The sequence below is a fragment of the Shinella daejeonensis genome, assembly GCF_024281235.1.
Taxonomy (GTDB): Bacteria; Pseudomonadota; Alphaproteobacteria; order Rhizobiales; family Rhizobiaceae; genus Shinella; species Shinella daejeonensis.
On the sequence record NZ_JAHWXY010000002.1, the window covers coordinates 386,385 to 402,977 of the forward strand.

17 protein-coding genes and 1 pseudogene are annotated in these 16,593 nt (G+C 59.5%); 6 read left to right on the forward strand and 12 right to left on the reverse strand.

The features are described 5' to 3' along the window. Positions 1 to 48 precede the first annotated feature (48 nt). The 11 genes and pseudogenes from KYK29_RS08385 to KYK29_RS08435 form a co-directional block, all read right to left on the reverse strand. The gene (locus tag KYK29_RS08385) at positions 49 to 918 is read right to left on the reverse strand and encodes a D-psicose 3-epimerase (protein WP_254690434.1); all 870 of its coding nucleotides are present in this window, start codon (positions 916 to 918) and stop codon (positions 49 to 51) included. Positions 919 to 1,029: 111 nt separating this feature from the next. Continuing rightward, the gene (locus KYK29_RS08390) at positions 1,030 to 1,800 is read right to left on the reverse strand and encodes an SDR family NAD(P)-dependent oxidoreductase (protein WP_254690435.1); all 771 of its coding nucleotides are present in this window, start codon (positions 1,798 to 1,800) and stop codon (positions 1,030 to 1,032) included. Between the two features lie 30 nt (positions 1,801 to 1,830). Further along, complete coding sequence (locus KYK29_RS08395; RefSeq protein WP_254690436.1) at positions 1,831 to 2,949, reverse strand: ABC transporter ATP-binding protein; 1,119 nt, start codon at positions 2,947 to 2,949, stop codon at positions 1,831 to 1,833. Between the two features lie 57 nt (positions 2,950 to 3,006). Beyond that, positions 3,007 to 3,771, reverse strand: a complete 765-nt coding sequence (locus KYK29_RS08400) for an SDR family NAD(P)-dependent oxidoreductase (RefSeq protein ID WP_254690437.1) — start codon at positions 3,769 to 3,771, stop codon at positions 3,007 to 3,009. Positions 3,772 to 3,798: 27 nt separating this feature from the next. Further along, complete coding sequence (locus KYK29_RS08405) at positions 3,799 to 4,623, reverse strand: carbohydrate ABC transporter permease (protein WP_254690438.1); 825 nt, start codon at positions 4,621 to 4,623, stop codon at positions 3,799 to 3,801. Continuing rightward, positions 4,616 to 5,548: a carbohydrate ABC transporter permease gene (locus tag KYK29_RS08410; RefSeq protein WP_254690439.1), complete on the reverse strand. Its 933-nt coding sequence runs from the start codon at positions 5,546 to 5,548 to the stop codon at positions 4,616 to 4,618. Before KYK29_RS08410 ends, KYK29_RS08405 begins: the two co-directional genes overlap by 8 nt. A gap of 61 nt (positions 5,549 to 5,609) precedes the next feature. After that, entirely contained in the window at positions 5,610 to 6,944 is a 1,335-nt protein-coding gene (locus KYK29_RS08415; RefSeq protein WP_254690440.1) for an extracellular solute-binding protein, read from the reverse strand. A 141-nt stretch (positions 6,945 to 7,085) separates the two neighbouring features. After that, positions 7,086 to 8,216, reverse strand: coding sequence for a LacI family DNA-binding transcriptional regulator (locus tag KYK29_RS08420; RefSeq protein WP_254690441.1), 1,131 nt, complete (start codon positions 8,214 to 8,216; stop codon positions 7,086 to 7,088). Between the two features lie 108 nt (positions 8,217 to 8,324). Further along, positions 8,325 to 8,492, reverse strand: a pseudogene (locus KYK29_RS08425) (IS3 family transposase); the annotation flags it as partial. A 62-nt stretch (positions 8,493 to 8,554) separates the two neighbouring features. Further along, entirely contained in the window at positions 8,555 to 9,001 is a 447-nt protein-coding gene (locus tag KYK29_RS08430; RefSeq protein WP_254690442.1) for an acyl-CoA thioesterase, read from the reverse strand. Next, positions 9,001 to 9,951, reverse strand: coding sequence for a 3-hydroxyacyl-CoA dehydrogenase NAD-binding domain-containing protein (locus KYK29_RS08435; protein WP_254690443.1), 951 nt, complete (start codon positions 9,949 to 9,951; stop codon positions 9,001 to 9,003). The genes KYK29_RS08430 and KYK29_RS08435 overlap by 1 nt, the downstream gene beginning before the upstream one ends. A 144-nt stretch (positions 9,952 to 10,095) precedes the next feature. Here KYK29_RS08435 and KYK29_RS08440 point away from each other — a divergent pair, with 144 nt between their 5' ends. Further along, positions 10,096 to 11,016, forward strand: a complete 921-nt coding sequence (locus KYK29_RS08440; RefSeq protein WP_254690444.1) for a LysR substrate-binding domain-containing protein — start codon at positions 10,096 to 10,098, stop codon at positions 11,014 to 11,016. A 193-nt stretch (positions 11,017 to 11,209) separates the two neighbouring features. Then, positions 11,210 to 12,097 carry a beta-keto acid cleavage family enzyme gene (locus KYK29_RS08445; RefSeq protein ID WP_254690445.1) on the forward strand — a complete coding sequence of 296 codons (888 nt, stop codon included), beginning with the start codon at positions 11,210 to 11,212 and terminating at the stop codon, positions 12,095 to 12,097. Positions 12,098 to 12,201: 104 nt separating this feature from the next. Here KYK29_RS08445 and KYK29_RS08450 read toward each other — a convergent pair whose 3' ends face one another. Continuing rightward, positions 12,202 to 12,999, reverse strand: coding sequence for a 3-hydroxybutyrate dehydrogenase (locus KYK29_RS08450; protein ID WP_302795443.1), 798 nt, complete (start codon positions 12,997 to 12,999; stop codon positions 12,202 to 12,204). 304 nt (positions 13,000 to 13,303) lie between these two features. Here KYK29_RS08450 and KYK29_RS08455 point away from each other — a divergent pair, with 304 nt between their 5' ends. From KYK29_RS08455 to KYK29_RS08470, 4 genes are all read left to right on the forward strand, one after another. Then, a complete protein-coding gene (locus KYK29_RS08455; RefSeq protein WP_254690446.1) occupies positions 13,304 to 14,110 on the forward strand; it encodes an amino acid ABC transporter ATP-binding protein in 807 nt (268 codons plus the stop codon). A 131-nt stretch (positions 14,111 to 14,241) separates the two neighbouring features. Next, positions 14,242 to 15,021, forward strand: a complete 780-nt coding sequence (locus KYK29_RS08460; RefSeq protein WP_254690447.1) for a substrate-binding periplasmic protein — start codon at positions 14,242 to 14,244, stop codon at positions 15,019 to 15,021. A gap of 39 nt (positions 15,022 to 15,060) precedes the next feature. Next, a complete protein-coding gene (locus KYK29_RS08465; protein WP_254690865.1) occupies positions 15,061 to 15,738 on the forward strand; it encodes an amino acid ABC transporter permease in 678 nt (225 codons plus the stop codon). After that, positions 15,738 to 16,448: an ABC transporter permease subunit gene (locus KYK29_RS08470; protein ID WP_254690448.1), complete on the forward strand. Its 711-nt coding sequence runs from the start codon at positions 15,738 to 15,740 to the stop codon at positions 16,446 to 16,448. The genes KYK29_RS08465 and KYK29_RS08470 overlap by 1 nt, the downstream gene beginning before the upstream one ends. Positions 16,449 to 16,593 lie beyond the last annotated feature (145 nt).

A 16,593-nucleotide genomic window follows, 5' to 3' on the forward strand; every position in this document is an offset into this window, starting at 1 on the left:
GGACAGCCGGAGCAGTCGCACGTTCCGTCGGCATTGCCGCGGCGACGATCAGCCCCCAAGCACGAAGCGGGAAAATGCCAGCGCGTCGCGTGCATCCTCATCCATTTTCGCTTCGTCCGCACCATCGCTGAGATCGCGCCAGACCCGGATATCCGACCCGATCGTTCCACCGGTCTTGACGAAGGGCTCCATCACGACAGCGCCGGTATAATCGATCTCGCGCAGGGCAAGACCGATCTCGTGCCAGGGAATTCTACCCTTGCCCGGAACACGACGATTGCTTTCGCCGGTATGGAAGTGACCCAGCAACGACCCGGCGGTGCGGATGGCCTCACCGAAGCTGTCTTCCTCGATGTTCATATGGAACGTATCGAGCATCACCTTGACATTCGACTTGCCGACATCCTTCACGAAGGCCACGCCTTCGGCAGCCGTATTGATGACGTGATTTTCGAAGCGATTGAGAACTTCAATACAGAGATCGACACCGAGATCGTTGGCAAAGTCCGCAATGTCGTGAATACCTTCGACCCCGCGCGCCCGGTCGCCTTCCTTGTCGACCGGCTGGGAGTAATCCACCGGCCAGTAGGAGTGCAGTGCGCCACCGATCGTCCGGATGTCGAGCTTGGCGACATTCCTCAGTGTCTGTTCGAAGAACATCCGGCCCGCCTTTCGGACGGCGCTGTCGGGCGACGACAGGTTCTTCGTCTTCGAAGGACCGATTCCCGCCGTCAGGATAATCCCATTATCCTTTGCGGCCTGCCTGATGAGGGCAAGATCCGCATCGCTGTATTCGTTGATATGATGCGCGGCGACTTCGGCGACATCGAAGCCAAGCCTGGCGATCTTCTCGATATAGGGTGCGAACGGGGCGCTCCACTCCTGTTCCCAATACGAATAATAGATTCCATGCTTCATTGGAGCCTCTCCATGTTTTCAGCTGTGCGTGCTCGCAGCGCCGGGCGCCCGGGCGGTTACGACCACAAAAGGAAATTGCGCTGACTGCTTCGAGCGTCGGGCCGGCCGCCCTCACCAGCAGGTGAAACCGCCGTCGACCGGAACGACCGCTCCCGTCATCAGACTGGCGGCGTCCGAGACCAGGAAATGCACAACGCTGGCGACTTCGTGCGCCTGGCCGAAACGGCCCATCGGGGTGTCCCGCCGCCATTCGGCGGCAAGGCCGCTGGCTTCCGCGTGAGCGATGAGCGGGGTTTCGATATAGGTCGGCGCCACGGCGTTGACGCGTACCCCGCGCGCGCCCCATTCGGCAGCCAGCGAGTGGGTCAGATGATGAACGGCCGCCTTGGAGGCGTTGTAATGAGACTGCCCCTGCGGGCGGTTGACGATGAGGCCGGACATCGAGCCGATATTGACGATCGCACCGCCGCCCTTTGCCAGCATATGGCGCCCGAAGGCGCGGTTGCACCAGAAGACCCCGTTCAGGTTGACGTCGTTGACGGCGAGCCAGTCGGCGTCCTCTATGTCTTCGGCAGCAACCGGCGGGCGCCCGATACCGGCATTGGCAACGAGGATGTCGGCGGCGCCGTGCTCGGCGGCAATCGCATCGGCCGCCTGCTGAACGGCAGCAGAGACGGTCACGTCAACGATATGGATCGCAGCGCTCAAGCCTTTGGCCTGCAACGACTTTTTCGCTTCTTCCAGCGACGCCGCATCGCGGTCGAGCAGGACAAGACGCGCGCCGGCCTCGCCGAGGGCCTCGGCAATGGCCAGTCCGATGCCTCGGCTGCCGCCCGTCACGACAGCGAGTTTGTCGTCGAGCCTCAGTTTTTCCATATACATGGTCATTTTCCTTGAGATGTATGGTGCCGGTCAGGGGGTGTCTGCCTGCGCCTGCGGTTCACGCATTCCCGAAGCCGGGATTTTCGACCGGGCGAGAGCGTTGCCATCCTCATCGAAAACGTGAGAACGGTCCGGGTCAGGCGTCAGGAAGATGGTGTCGCCGCGACGATAACCCCGTTCGCCGACCGCACGAACGGTCAGCATACCGAGCGCCTTGACGTCGACAGTGAAATAGGCGTCGCTCCCGAGTTGCTCCTCCACGAGGATCGTGCCGCTCCACACACCGATATGACGGTCATAGTGCAGATGCTCGGGGCGTATGCCGAAGGTGAGCTTGCCGGCGGGAAGCGGCGCTTCGAGGTTGGCAATATCCACTCCGCCCGCGGTCGTCTCGATACGTGCGGGGCCGGCTGCCGTCGCGTCGATAAAGTTCATTTTCGGCGAGCCGATAAAACCTGCGACGAAGCGGTTTGCGGGCGCATCGTAAAGGGCGATCGGCGTGTCGAACTGCTCAACCCGGCCTGCATTGAGAACGACGATCCGATCGGCCATGGTCATGGCCTCCACCTGATCATGCGTTACATAGATCATCGTCGTCTTCAGTTCGTCATGAAGACGGATCAACTCCAGCCGCATCTGAACCCGCAGAGCGGCATCGAGGTTCGACAGAGGCTCGTCGAACAGGAAGGCGGTGGGCGCGCGCACGATCGCCCGGCCGATGGCGACGCGCTGGCGCTGGCCGCCGGAGAGCTGGCGCGGAAAACGGTCGAGATAGGGCTCCAGTTCCAAAGCGCGAGCGGCGGTCAGAACCCGTTCGCGGATCTCCGCCTTCGGCCGTCCCGAAACGCGAAGGCCGAAGCCGATATTGTCGGCGACCGTCAGGTGCGGGAACAATGCGTAGGACTGGAAGACCATCGCGAGTTGCCGCTCGGCGGGCGCAAGGCTCGTCACGTTGCGTCCGTCAATGAGAACCTGACCCTCCGTCACATCCTCAAGGCCGGTGATCAGCCGCAGCAGGGAAGACTTGCCGCAACCGGATGGTCCGACGAACACGACGAACTCGCCGTCCTTCACCGTGAGGCTGACATTCCGGATGACATCGTGGTCGCCGAAGCGCTTGACGATGTTCTGGAGCGCTATTTCACCCATGATAATATCTCCTCTTGCGCGCAGCGACAGGCGGCCGCGCCTTGTCCAGGCGCGGCCTCAGTGGAAGAGAATTCCGCCGTCGACGTTCAGCGACTGGCCGGTGATGAAGGCGGCGTCGTCGGAGGCGAAGAATGCAACCGCGCCGACCACGTCCTGCGGGTTCCCCACACGACCCATCGCCGTCTTTTCGAGAACCTTTCTGAGCGTCTCGGCATCTTCCAGATGCGTGCGGCCCATATCCGTGTCGATCACGCCGGGGCAGACGGCGTTCACGGTGATGCCTTCCTTAGCAACCTCGACCGCCAGGCCTTGGGTGAAATTGATCACCGCGGCCTTGGAGGCGCAGTAATGGGTCTCGGTCGGGCCGCCGCGCTTTCCGCCGATGGAGGCGATGTTGACGATGCGACCGGCCGACTTGGCCCGGAAGTGGGGCAGGAAGGCCTTCGTCACAAGGAACGTGCCCTTGGTGTTGACGGCGAACATGCGATCCCATTCGTCAGGCCCGATATCGCCCGCCTCATGGACGGAACGCACGCCGGCATTGTTGACCAGCAGATCGAGACCGCCGCTTTTGGCGAGAAGATCCTTCGCCATGGTCTCTACCGAGGCGGGGTCGCTGACGTCGCAGTAAAGGATCTCGCAGAGATCGCCGGCCTTGCGTACGGTTGCGACAAGATCGTCAAGCTCGGCTTCGCGCGCTTTCAGATCATTGGCGAACACCCGGTAGCCCTCGGCTGCCAGACGTTCGGCGATAGCCCGGCCGATGCCCCGCGAGGCGCCGGTGACCAGAGCCGTCTTGTTTTCTCCACGTCGGTAAATCATTGCGGTTTTCCTTGAAAGTGTCGTTGATCAGTCTTTTACGGCGCCCATCGTGACGCCGGAGACAATGTGTTTCTGCATGAAGAAGGTGAAAAGCACCGGAGGAAGGCATTGGATCACGGAGGCCGCCGCGATGTATTCCCAATAGACCCGTCCGGTGCCGACGAAAGACGAGATCACCACCGGGAATGTCTTGGCTTCGCGTGTCGTCAGGAACAGGGCGAGCATGAATTCATTCCAGGCGAAGATGAAGACGAAGGTCGCGACCGCCGCCAGACCGCTTTTGCTGAGCGGAAGGACGACATCCTTCAACACCTGCCACCAGGTGCAGCCTTCGAGCCGCGCGGCCTCGATAAGCTCCTTCGGCACGCGACGGATGAACGACATGGTCATCCAGACAGCGAAGGGCAGGTTGAAGCCCGCATAGGCGATAACGAGCCCCCACAGGGAATCGAGCAGGCCGGCTCCACGGAAGATCACGAAAAGCGGTACGGCTGCGGCGATCGGCGGCATCATGCGGGTGGACAGGATCCAGTCGGCGAGCGCCTCCCTTCCCCTGAAACGGTGATTAACCAGCGCAAAGGCCGTGGGGACAGCCAGGATCAGCGCCAGGATCGTCGCCCCGAGGGTCGCGACCAGCGAGTTCACGATGAACGGCCAGAACTGTGTCAGCACATCCCGGAAATTCTGGAGATAGGTGAAGTCCGGGATCCAGACCGGCGGGACCGCGATGATCTCGGCCGTCGGCTTGAAGGCGGCGAGCATCAGCCAGAGCAGCGGCGCGATCGAGATGAAGACGAAGGCGAGGACAAGGACGAGCGGAACGACGTCGCGAAGACGGAAGGCATTATTCATCTTCGATCCTCCGGAGAAGCTTCACGGCGAAGGTGGTGATGACGATGGAGATGACCAGGATGATCACCGCGGCGGCCGAGCCGACACCCGCCTGGAAGAACTGGAAGTTCTGCTGGTAAGCGTAGAGCGTCAGCACCATGGTGGAATCGCCGGGGCCTCCCCGGGTGGTCACATAGACAACATCGAAGAAACGCAGCGTGTCGATGATGCGCAGGATGATACCCAGCAGCACGATGCCCCTGATCGAAGGGATTTCAAGGAAGCGCAGCACGTGATGCCACTTCGCTCCGTCGACGCGCGCTGCCTCGTAGAGATCCGAACGGATGGACAGAAGGCCGGCCATGATCAGGAGCATCATGAAGGGCGTCCACTGCCAGATGTTGATCAGCAGGATCGAAATCATCGCCGCGGTGGTATCCCCGAACCACGCGACGGGGCCTGCGCCGATGCCGCTCAGGAGGTAGTTGGCAATGCCGAGAACCGGGTTGAACACATAGGAAAAGACCATGCCGACGATCAGCGGCGTCGCCATCATCGGGATCATGAACAGCGAACGCAGGCCGTTGACCCATTTGAGATGGCTGAGGCTGACAAAAGCCTTGGCGATCACGAAGGCGATGACGATCTCGAAGGTGATCGACGTAACCGCGAGCAAGCCGGTGTTCAGCATGGCGCGCAGGAAGAGCGAATCCGACAGGAGATTGATGTAATTGTCGAAACCCACGAAGACGGCGCGGTGCAACGCCGTCAGCTTCACCGAATGCACGCTGAGATAGACCGAGTAGACGAACGGCCAGATGGTCAGGAGCGCAAGGAAGATGCAGGTCGGCGCGATGAACGCCGTCATCTGGAATCGATCGCCCTGAAGGAAGGAGCGTCTGCTCGCCTCGTGGGGCGCCCGCGTCGTTGAAACGGCGTGAGCCATCTGGAAATCCTCCGTGAAGCAAGAGCCGGGGGAGACGGGTGCCTCCCCCGGCGGAGAGCGTTTAGAGCAGGCCGTTCTGTTCCAGCAGCCTAGTCACGTCGTCCTGTGCCCCGTCCATCGCCTCCTTGGCGCTTTTCTCGCCGATGATCGCCTTGTTGACCTGCGCGCCGACCGTGTCGATGAGCTGGAATGCAAGGGGATGACGCGGACGCAGTTCGAACCAGGATTCCTTCTGCGCCTCGTAGAGGACCTCGGTCCAGGGATACTTCGCCTGCACGTCCTTGTCCTGCATGGCGGAGAGCCGGCTCGGCGGACCGCCTTCAAGAACGAATTCACGATGGATTTCCTTGCTGGCGAACCACTTCAGGTAGTCCCATGCCGCATCCTTCTGGGCGCCATGCGTGTTGACGCAAGCAATCCAGCCGCCGACCGGCGAAACGGTCTTGCCGCCTGCCTTGTGCGGCATCAGCGCTGCCTTGAACTTTCCGGCGATCTGGCTCTGCTGCGGATCGTTGGCGATCTGGGCGCGAACCGACCAGTCGTTGATCATAGCCAGCTTGCCGGCTGCAAAGGCCGTGGCGCGCTCATCCCATGCGAACGCTTCGACGCCCGGCGGTCCATAGGCAACCATGTCGCGGAAGAACTGCACGAGATCGATCGATTCCTGCGAGTTCAGTGTCGGCGTCTGATCCTTGTACGGCTCTTGCGAGCCGACCTCGTTGGAAACCCACGGCTTGCCGCCGGCGCTATAGATCCATTCGAACCATTGCTGGCCAGCCGCAGCACCGCGCTTGTTGTTCATGGCATAGCCGAACACGCCGGGGAAATCTGGATTGTTGGTGAAGGTGGCCGCTGCTTCCTTCAGTTCATCAAAGGTTTCCGGCACCTTGATGCCCGCCTTTTCGAACAGATCCGTGCGGTAGTACATCAGTTCATAGTACGTGCCGACCGGCAGGCACATGCGCTGGCCTTCCCAGCTCGCCTGCCCCGCGCCCGCCGGAGTGAAATCGTCCCAGGCAAAAACATCGGCGTTCTCAGCGAGCTTTTCCTCGACGCTGTCAAGGCAGCCGGCTTCCGCAAACTCACCGATCCAGATGCCGTCGATCAGCAGAACGTCATAGGCGCCGTCGTTTTGCGAGCAGGCAAGAAGCTGCTTTTCATGCAGGGCGTCATAGCCATAGCCGTCGATCTCGACTTTGGCTCCGGTGGCCTGCGTGAAACCGTCCTTTACCGCATTCATCGAGTCGATGAAGGGATCCGTGATGGTCATGACGCGCAGCGTCTTGTCCGCGTGATCTCCGAGCTGGCTTTTCCAGTCGGTCTCCTGTGCAGCCGCCGCCGACGCCGCGAGCAGGGCCGCGATGGAAATCGAGCTGATCAATCGTGCATTGTTCATGTCATGCTCCTCCTGCGGGCGCGCCATCACAATCCCTGACGACGGCGCCCGCGCGTCGACAAAGGGCTTCCCGTGCGGTGAAGACATCCACCACATCGTCAGGTCTTGAAAAATCGAACTCCTCGCTAGCCGCAGCCTACATCACGCAATGCGCAGCGCATCTCCCACCGAGGGAGGGCTCGCCGTCGATGCCCTCACGACCAGATCACACGAAAGCCTTTCATCCGCCACCGGCTCCGACCGACCGACGATGTGCCTCCGCAAGCGGCTCCAGATCACGCGGCCCATCATATCCACCGGCTGACGAATGGCCGTCAGCGGCGGCGAGACGGCATGCATCCAGGAATAGTCATCGAAACCCACGACCGAGAGATCGCGGGGGACCGACAGCCCGCTACGGTTCGCGGAGGCGAGAATGCCAAGCGTGGCGAAATTGGTGAGCGCGATAAACGCCGTGGCCTGCTGCTCTCCCTCCATGAAGACACCGAGGCGTTCGGATGCCGTATCGAAATCGAGCCCCACCTCTATCAGCGTGGGCGACGCCAGACCTTCCCGCGCGAGAACCGCCTCGATCCCCTCACAGCGGTCGCGAATGTTCTGAAGCCTCAGCGTGGACGCGGCAACAACGAACCGACGATGACCGAGGCGGACGAGGTGCTCGGCGGCCTGTGTGCCCGCGCCGACGTTGTCGACCGTAACGGCCTCCCCGTCGAAATGCGAAGGAACACGGTCCGCGACGACGAACGGAACGCCTCCGCCAGATACAAGCTTGCGACTGACGAATGCGTCGCTACAGGGCACGATCACCAGACCGGCAGGACGCCATGCGAGAAGCGCCGACAAGCGACGGGCCTCCTCCACGGCATCGCCATGCGAACTCGCCACGATGATGTCGAAGCCCTCATCGCGCACATTCGCTTCGATCGACGCGACAAGACTGGTGAAGAAAGGATTGTCGAGATCGGGAAGCAGGACAGCGACAACCCGCGCCTTCCCCGCCCGAAGCTGGGAGGCCGCACGATCGGGCTCGTATCCAAGCTCTGCCGCCGCCTTGCGAACCCGCTCGACAAGCTCCGCCTTGACCGCGCGATTGCTGCTGAAAACGTTGGAAACCGTCCCGGGAGAAACGCCGGCGAGCTTGGCCACGTCCTTGATGGTTACAACCATATTGCCCGCCCACTCCCGTCGAACAACCTCAGAAAATCGATTTACGTAAATCGTTTTACAGAATTTCGAACGGAGTGCAAGCACGATTTTTTTTGGCTGGAACAAGAGCCGTGGCCTGCCACGGAGCTTTCATCCGGCGGCGATCAGAGCCTCGTCGGCTTTGAACCGCCCCAAGTTTCTGGACCGGCGGATGGTAGAATTTTCCGGCCTATCTCAGGGACGCGGGCTGGCGGCGCTTCCCGGATTCATCAGTGAGATCGGTGTCTTGTTGCCAATCGCACCGTTGCGCCAATCCCCCTATTTTTCGGCGTGATCGGCAAGTAACCGCAACCGGTGCGCGTTCGGACATTCTGACCGGAAGCGGCCGCTCAAGGCCTCGATCTATACCGACCATCGCTCTTCCGCCTGGCCACGCGTGTCTCGATCAACCGCCCCGCTGGCGCCTAGGAAATATGCTTGCGGGCAATCGCGAGCCTGGTTTCGCACCCGGACTTCGATACGGGGATCGACGCAAGGCACCCGATCATATCGGGCGAGAATTTCGCGACCTTTCTGATCTCCGGATCAAAGCATAAATTAAGCGTTTCCACCGTGCACATGAGTTCCGCCCCGCTTTTAATGTTATGAAGCAGGTGAAAACGCTTGTCGTCATATGCGACAAGCTGCGTCTCGACTTCCACCGCCATCCCCAACCTGAGTTCCCGAAGATAACGGACATATGTCTCCGTCATCACAAACTCGAGCTTGTTATCGGAAGCGCCTTTAACCCGCTTCCAGATGGCGAGGGAGGCGTGATCGGCCACGCGTTGATATTCAAGAAAATTCACATGATCGAGTTCATCGATCCAACTTTGATCGACCCGGCCCGTCCAGCTCACCAGGGCGTCCATCACGAACGCCCCTTCCGCTGCCTCAGCGCTTCGAGAAGGACCCTGATTTCGGCAACACCATCGTTACGAAGTGCGATCAGCGGATCCTGACCTTCAGATCCCAGGGTCCTTGTGACCTCATCGGCATAGGCGGCCATCAGCGCCTTATCCGGCGCGAAATCGGCAGGAGCCGTATAGCCGCTATCAAGCTCGTGAACGAGCAGATCCACAAATTCCTGATAGAGGGAGGGATCGCGCGCGCCCAGGTAGAACACGGAAGACGGACCCATCACGGCCCACCGTATAGCCGGTCCGGCGGCAACAGCGCGGTCGATTGCCTCGAGGTCCGCCACGCCCTGCGACAGCAGATACAGGATCTCACGGAAAACTGCGAATTGAATTCGGTTGCCAATGTAGCCGTCAATCTCGCGCTTGAGCTCGACAACCTCGCAACCTGTGCTGGTGTAGAACGCTGCCGCCATGGCAATGGCATCTCTGGCGACATCTCCTCCCGCCAGTTCGACCAGCGGCACCAGATATGGAGGGTTGAAGGGATGGCCGATGATGATGCGCTCGCCATGACGCGCTTTCCGGCGCAGGTCCGCAGCCAGGAATCCTGATGAGCTCGACGCAATGACGGCGTGGCGCGGGGCAAGACGATCGATTTCGGTGATAAGCCCAATTTTCGCGTCGACGTTCTCCGTGGCGCTTTCCTGCACGAAATCGCAGGCCGCCAACGCTTCTTCCAGATTGGTCGTGAAGCTGACACGATCCGGAGACGCTCCGGCCGCAAGACCAAGCTTCTCCAATGAAGGCATCGCTTGCTCCAAAGAGGCCCTGAGATAGCCTTCGCGATCGGCAGACTGATCATGAACGATCACATCGAGGCCTGCGCGCATGAAATGCGCTGCCCAGCCGGAGCCGATAAGGCCGGCGCCCACGCAGGTAACTCTCGTAATCGGATGGTTCATTGGGCGGCTCCAAAATTATTGCTGTGGCCAATCGTCGGCAGAGGTCCGGCCGGTGGCGCCTCTGCGACCTATGGGTACAACCGAATTTGTGTCATCATCCGTTCGTATTGCGCATCGATATGTGAATATGATAGACGAGTCGCCATGAAGCTCCCCCCTTTGCAGTCCCTTCGATCGTTCGAAGCCGTCGCGCGCCTTCTGAGCGTCACGCGCGCAGCGGACGATCTATGCGTTTCGCACTCGGCCGTTAGCCATCAAATCCGGAAGCTTGAGGAGTGGATCGGGATCCAGCTGGTCGAGCGCAACGGTCGAGGCATTCGCCTCACGGAAGCTGGCGAGCGGTACAAGTTCAAAGTCTGTGAAGCATTCGAAAGCATTAGCGCCGAGACCGAGCTGCTTCGGAAAAGAAACGCGTCTCCCCTTGTCCGGGTGTCTTGCCTTCCGATGTTCGCAGTCGCCTGGCTGATGCCGCAGATGCACGATTTCTGGGGCAAGTTTCCAGATGTGCAGGTCGCCATCCAATACGCCCGTGCGGCAAAAGTCCTGGATCCCGATACCGTGGATGTTGCGATCGAGCACGGAAATCCAAGTGATTTTCCTGACTTCGTAGCTATCCCGCTGTTGGACGGGACGACCGTCCCCGTCGCGTCCCCAGACTACCTGCAGCGCAACAATTATCAGTCACCAGCCGACCTGAAAGGCTTGTCTCTGCTTCACGACGCCGAACGTAAATTCTGGCATCTGTGGCTGAAAAAGATGTCCATCGACTTCGACCTGGATCTGGCCATGGCGGAGACGGGCCTCCTCTTCCCCGACGGCAATCTGACGTTGGCAGCCTGTCTTGCCGGAGAGGGCGTGGCCCTGCTACCGCGAAGCGTCGTCCTCTCTCAGTTGCGGGCAAAGACCCTGGTGTCGCTGTCCACTGTCGCGATAGAGGAAGAGAAATCATATCTCCTGCTGACCCCCAAAAACCGCCCGGTTACGAGAAGCGCCCTCCTCTTCGCGCACTGGATGCAGTCTCTTCCGGGAACGATAAAAATCGGAGTGCCAAAAGGGATCCAATGATCCCGCCTCCGCGAACGGTCTATCTGAGTCAACTCTCGCAGCCGCTTTTCACTTGTCGCGGCGCGCCTTTTCTCCGCTAGCTGGCATACGCTTTGAAACGGGATCGGCAAATCAGGCCGGATCGCGTCGACTGCTACTTCCGCCGGACTCCCGGGGAATTTCTGCGGAAAGCGCATGCCAACGATTGGAGACGATGATGAACCGCGAACCATTTATCACATGTGCCGTGACCGGCGGAGCCGACTTCGCCGGCAAAAGCCCGCATGTTCCCGTCACCCCTTTGGAAATAGCCGATAGCGCGCTCGAAGCGCATGAAGCGGGGGCGGCGATCGTGCATCTACACGTTCGCGACCCCGAAACCCGGATCGGGAGCAGGGATACAGGGCTTTACCGCGAGCTTGTAACCATCATTCGCGAACGCAACACGGATGTGATCATCAATCTGACCGGCGGGATGGGCGGCGAAATACTTTTTGGCTCCGCACAGGCGCCGTTGCCGCCCGCTCCGGGCACCGACTTCGTTGGTCCGGCCGAACGAATGGAGCATATTCTGGAGCTTCAGCCCGAGCTGGCGAGCCTGGACACCGGCTCTCTGAATTTCGACGATTCGCTTTATGCCACGACCCCAACATGGTTGCGGGAAATGGCATCAGCGTACAAGGGCGCAAAGGTTCTTCCCGAAATCGAAGTTTTTGAACTTGGCCATATCGAACTGGCAAAGCAGCTGATCAAGGAAGGCCACATCCCTCAGCCGGCACTTTTTCAATTGTGCCTCGGCATCAAATATGGCGCGCCCGCAACGCCGGATGCAATGATCGCCATGCGAAATGCTCTTCCCGCCAACTCCAACTGGGCCGCATTCGGTCTCGGCGCCATGCAACTTCCGATGGCCGCCCAAGCCGTGCTGCTGGGCGGAAACATCAGAGTAGGGCTGGAAGATAATCTGTATCTCGAACGCGGCGTTCTCGCCACGAATGCGCAGCTCGTTGCCAAGGCGCGACAGGTTGTCGAGGCTATGGGCGCGACAATTCGCACCGCCGCCGAGACCCGCACGCTACTCGGCCTTCAGCCGAGGGGATGATTGTCCCCAAGGGCGCTCTCATGACGCGGGAGCGCCTTCTTCCCATGATGCGCCCTCAGGCTCTTACAGGATCGGCGGCACTGATCGATCATGTCGTGCCGGGTTCAGGCGATAAGGCTTCCGCCATCGACAGGAAGGGCAATACCGGTAATGGACCGTGCAGCTTCGCTGCACAGGAACAGGACGGCAGCGGCGACCTCATGCGTCTCAACGAAGCGGCGGGTCGGCATGTCGGTGACGAAATAGTTTCTTGCCGCTTCTTCGAACGAGTATTGGAGTTCCGCGGCTTTTTCTTCCACCTGCTTTGCGACCAATGGGGTCAGCACCCAGGCCGGGCAAACGGCGTTGCACGTAATGCCGAGCTGCGCCCCTTCAAGCGCCACCTCGCGGGTCAATCCCAAAATTCCGTGTTTCGTAGCGACATAAGCTGACTTTCGCGTTTCGGCGGTGAAGGCCAAGGTGGACGCCGTGTTGATGATGCGCCCCCAGCCGCGATCTCTCATCTGCGGCCAAACTGCTCTTATCGTAGCAAAGGCCGCCGTAAGATTTACGGCAATCAACCGGTTCCACTGCTCATCGGGAAATTCATCCACCGAAGCCATATGTTGAGCGCCGGCGTTGTTGACCAGGATGTCGACCCGGCCGAATTGAGCCGTTACCGCTTCTACAAGGCGGCCCGCCTCGTCGATAGCGGCAAGGTCGTGGCCGAAGTGGGCCACCCGGCGCCCGGAGTCGGCAGCCAGGGCTTTTGTTACTTCATCGATTTCCTCAGCCGAACCAAATCCGTTTATCGCCACGTCAGCGCCATTCGCGACGAGCGCTCTTGCAATTGCCAGACCAATTCCGCTTGTCGATCCCGTTACAAGAGCGACTTTGTCTTTCAGAGGCACAGAGATGTCCATCTTTCGACCTTTCCGGTAATAGCGTCAGATTTCATCCGATACACACCGGCCGATATGCCGGGTACAAGTGAATCTACGCAGCCGACCGTGACTACAATTCACCTAACGAAGCGCAATCATTGCGTGGCCCTCGCGCGTTCGCGATCCGCGTCGTTCGCACGCGGGCCGAGACGGGCGGGCCGCAATGCCTACAGTGTGAATCCGATTCACATGTTTGGCGTGAAAGATCAATTGATAGACGCCGAGCTGTCCGCGAACTTACTATGAGTGGAATTATAAAAACATCAGGACGAGAACAGTCCCGATGGCTGAAAGGGAAACCTCCGTGGGCCCGAGTTTATCGCCTTCTCCTAAGACGCTGCTGGAAGTCCGAAACCTTCGCAAGTCGTTTGGATCGCTCGAAGTATTGAAGGGCGTGAACGTCAAGGCAGCCAAGGGTGACATCGTCACGCTGATCGGAAGCTCAGGTTCGGGCAAAAGCACGCTCATCCGGTGCATCAATTTTCTGGAAGAGCCATCGGCTGGCGAAATCGTGCTCGACGGGCAGGTTTTCCCCGCGTTGGGGGAGCATCGCCGCACGCGCAAGCATAACGCTGACCTGATTGCTCTGCGCCGCAAGGTCGGGATGGTGTTTCAATCCTTCAATCTGTGGCCGCATCGCAACGCTCTTGAAAATGTGATGGAGGGTCCGGTTCAGGCCCTCGGAGTTCCCAGGAAGGACGCTCGCGAACGCGCTCATAGCTATCTTGAGAAGGTGGGCCTCGGCGATCGAACCGATCACTATCCATCACAACTCTCGGGCGGGCAGCAGCAGCGCGTAGCCATCGCTCGGGCTCTTGCGATGGAGCCTGAAATCCTGCTTTTCGACGAGCCGACATCGGCGCTGGATCCGGAACTGGTCGGCGAAGTCCTTCGCGTCATGCAGGGGTTAGCCTCCGAGGGAAGAACGATGATCATCGTGACCCACGAGATGCAGTTTGCGCTCGAGGTCTCGTCCGAGGTCGTCTTCCTCTCGAAGGGTAATATCGAAGAGAGAGGCGCTCCCTCGGATATTCTTAGATCGCCGAAGTCGGAGGCCCTGGCCTCATTCCTTCAGAGATACAGGTCCTAGCGCAATTCCGGTGAAATCAGGCTCACCGGGGTCGCTCTCATATAGTGCTTTTACCGCGTTATCCGACGCCGAAACGATCTCGCTCCGGCTGGAAATACTCTCGTCATCGCCAACCAAAAAGGGGAACTTCGATGAAAATGATCAAGAATCTCACGGCTACGGTATTCGCAGCCGCGGTATCTTTTGTTTCGGTCACCTGCGCGCAGGCGGAGGACACGATCAAGATCGGGATCGACGCATCCTACAAGCCCTATGCCTACGTCGATCCGGATGGCCAGCTTGCGGGCTTCGAGATCGAGCTGATCGAGGCGGTGTGCTCCGAAATCAAAGCGAATTGCGAGCTGTCGAACGTTCCATGGGACGGGATTTTCACAGCCCTGGAGACAGGGACGATCGACATGATCGGCACGACCGTCACGATGTCGAAGGTGCGGCTGGAGAAAAACGATGCGTCCCGCATGATCTACAGGGTCGGTTTCGCATTCATGGTTCTCGAGGACGCCGACACGTCGAAGGGGATCGAAGGGCTCAAGGGACAGGCTATCGGAACGATCGTAGGCACACAGTCCTATTACGACTACATCAAGAGCGTACTGGGCGCCGATACCGATATACGCGGCTACGACACGGCAGACGCTGCGGTGCTCGATCTGGACGCGGGACGTATCGCCGCGTTCCAGAGCGACAATCTTCAGCTTGAGCAATCCTATGTGAGCACCGGAAACTACAAGCTGGTAGGGCAGCCGACATTTGACCCCAAATATGTCGGCGACGGACGCGCCTGGTTCTTCAAGAAAGGTTCGCCGGAGCTTGTCGGCAAGATCAACAAGGGCCTGGATGCTGTCATTGCCGCAGGAAAGGTCGACGAACTTGGGATGAAGTATTTCAAGACGAAGCTCGTCACGAAGTAATGCGGCCCAATTTGAACCGAGGGAAGGGAAGATACCGTGATGGAAGTCGTCGCGCCCTACTTTAGCTTCTGGTTGAAGGGCGCGGCTCTCACGCTCGGGCTGTCTGCGGCGTCCTTTCCCATTAGCGCCTTTCTCGGGTTGATCGTTGCTTTTGCAGCGGTCTCCCCGTCTCGTCCGGCTGCTCTTGCGGCAGCCATGTATATCAATCTGTTTCGCGGCCTGCCGGAAATCATTGTGATTTTCCTGATATTCTACGGCTCCAACATCGTCCTCACGATGCTGGCCCAGCCGTTTGGCATTCAAATCGGCGGGACGAATCCGGCTATCGCCGCGTTGATCGCGTTATCGATCCAGTTTGGTTCTTATGCAGCCGTAATCTTTAAAGACTGGATGGGTGTGTTTCCCAGAGGCTACACCGAAGCCGGTCTTGCGATCGGGATGACGCGCCTGCAAATCCGCCGACGTATTGTCGTGCCGCTCCTGCTCAGGTCGGCCACACCTGCGCTCGGCAACCTCTTTCTCGTCATGCTGAAGATTTCCGCGCTCGCATCGTTGATAGGGGTCGAGGAACTCAGCCGTACAACCAGCATCATCGCAGGCTCCACGCGCGAGCCGCTCGTATGTTATTTGATCGCCGCAGGAATGTACCTCGTCATCTCGGCGGTTTCCGGTTTCGTTCAACACCGGTTTGAAGTCGCGATGGAAAGGTCGATCTGATGCTCAATTTCGCGATCCTTGAAACAAGCGCTTTCTGGTGGGCGGTCTTGAACGGATTGGGAGTGACCGCGGCACTCACAGTGCTGAGCATGATCTTTGGCTTCATCACCGGCGGCATCCTCGCGTCCATGAATTTTTATGGCGGGCCCGGGGTCAGAATGGGTGCGAAGATCTACATCTTCGTTTTCCGCGGCGTGCCACTTCTGATCCTCCTGTACCTATTCTACTACGGGCTTCCGCGGGTGACCTGGCTGCGAGGAAGCTATTTTTGGGACCTGATCCTTACGTCCCCGTTCCGAACGGCCGTATTCGTTCTTACGATCAATAACGCGGCCTATCTCGGCGAAATGATCCGTGGCGGCTTGAGGATGGTTCCTGCCGGTTTGCTCGAAGCCGCAGCCGCTGTAGGAATGACGAAAACACGCATATTCTTCAGGGTCCACGCCCCGCTGGCGCTTCGCTCGATCCTGGGGAACCTCGGCAGCGAAACCATTGCTGTTGTAAAGGCGTCGGCGATCACGAGCGTCATTACGGTCCGCGACCTCATGGGCGGACCGACTGTTCTTGGTAAGGTTTATCTCGATCCGTTGACGCCGCTCCTTGTGGTCGGCCTGATCTACGTTGTCATCGTGCAGCTTATAGATCTCGTGACGAGGATGGTCGGAAGACGCTTATCTCATCCGGGAACCGTGCAGGCACATCACGTATAATCGGCAATTGCCATTTGAAAGGCGCGCCTCTCTCCGCGCGCCTTTTGGCTGCCAGGTGTCGCATCCCGGCAAAATCCAGGATGACATGTGTCTGAAATTCACATGCCGCAACCGAAACGCCACCATTTCGTAACCGGCAGCCTCG